The sequence below is a fragment of the Neoroseomonas alkaliterrae genome (genome assembly GCF_014199195.1).
Taxonomy (GTDB): Bacteria; Pseudomonadota; Alphaproteobacteria; order Acetobacterales; family Acetobacteraceae; genus Neoroseomonas; species Neoroseomonas alkaliterrae.
The window spans coordinates 1-1,171 of sequence record NZ_JACIJE010000045.1; the positions used below are offsets into that span (position 1 = coordinate 1).

Below are 1,171 nucleotides of genomic sequence, written 5' to 3' on the forward strand. Positions count from 1 at the left end.
ATACCCCCGGCACCTGAACCCGACTCAATGGGGATTCCGGCGCGGCCGTGATGGTGATTCGCTGTCTTCGCTGAGCAGCGGAGGCGAGGATGGCGGGGGTTGCGATCATGCGGTTGGAGTTGGACGCGGCGGGCCTGCGGCGTGCCGCATCGCGCGAGCGGGACGCGGGTGCGTCGCGCCGGATGCTGGCGCTGGCGCTGGTGCTGGAGGGCCGGCCGCGCGGCGAGGCGGCGCGGCTTTCGGGGATGGATCGGCAGACGCTGCGCGACTGGGTGCATCGCTACAACGAGGCGGGCCTCGCGGGGCTTCGGGACCGGCGGGCGGGCAACGGCGCCCGGCCCCGGCTGAGCGCGGCGCAGGCGGCCGAGGTGGCCGAATGGGTGCGCCGCGGCCCCGACCCGAAGGTGGACGGCGTGCTGCGCTGGCGGCGCGCCGATCTGGCGCGGGCCATCGCCGCGCGTTTCGGGGTGGTGCTGGCCGAGCGCAGCGTGGGCGCGATGCTGGCTCGGCTCGGGTTCCGCCGGCTGTGCGTGCGTCCCCGGCACCCGGGCCATGATGCCGCGGCCCGGGCGTCTTTCAGCGGGACTTCGCCGCCCTCGTGACCGCCGCCCTGCCTGCCGAGGCCCGCGGCAGGCCTTTGGAGGTCTGGTGGCAGGACGAGGCGAGGGTCGGCCAGCAGGGCACGCTCACCCGGGTGTGGGCCGAGCGCGGCTCCCGCCCTGCTGCGCCGAAGGACTGCCGCTACAGTTGGGCCTATCTGTTCGGCGCGGTGTGCCCCGCGCGCGGCGTGGCCGCGGGGCTGGTGCTGCCCGCCGCGAACCAGCGCGCCATGAGCCTGCACCTGGCCGAGATCAGCCGACAGGTCACGCCCGGCGCGCACGCGGTGGTCGTCATGGACGGCGCGGGCTGGCACCAGCGCGGGCCAGATCTGAAGGTGCCCGCCAACGTCACGCCGCTGCTGCTGCCGCCCTACGCACCCGAGTTGAACCCGGTCGAGAACGTCTGGGCCTTCCTGCGCTCCAACAAGCTCAGCAACCGCGTCTTCGACAGCTACGACGCCATCGTGGACGCCTGCTGCGACGCCTGGAACTGGCTCGCCGATCAGCCCGAGCGCATCACCGCCATCGCCTCACGCGCCTACGCACAGGTCAAATTCTGATGCAGGACGTAT

General features: G+C 73.5%; 1 protein-coding gene. It reads left to right on the plus strand.

Features of this window, described 5'->3' with window-relative positions; translation table 11 throughout:
• The first annotated feature begins 89 nt into the window (after nt 1-89).
• Nucleotides 90-1,159 (plus strand): IS630 family transposase gene (locus tag FHS88_RS20460; RefSeq protein WP_184487330.1). Its coding sequence is split into 2 segments (ribosomal slippage): nt 90-576 and nt 576-1,159, totalling 1,071 coding nucleotides; the frame shifts between segments, so codons are not numbered across the junction.
• Nucleotides 1,160-1,171: the final 12 nt, after the last annotated feature.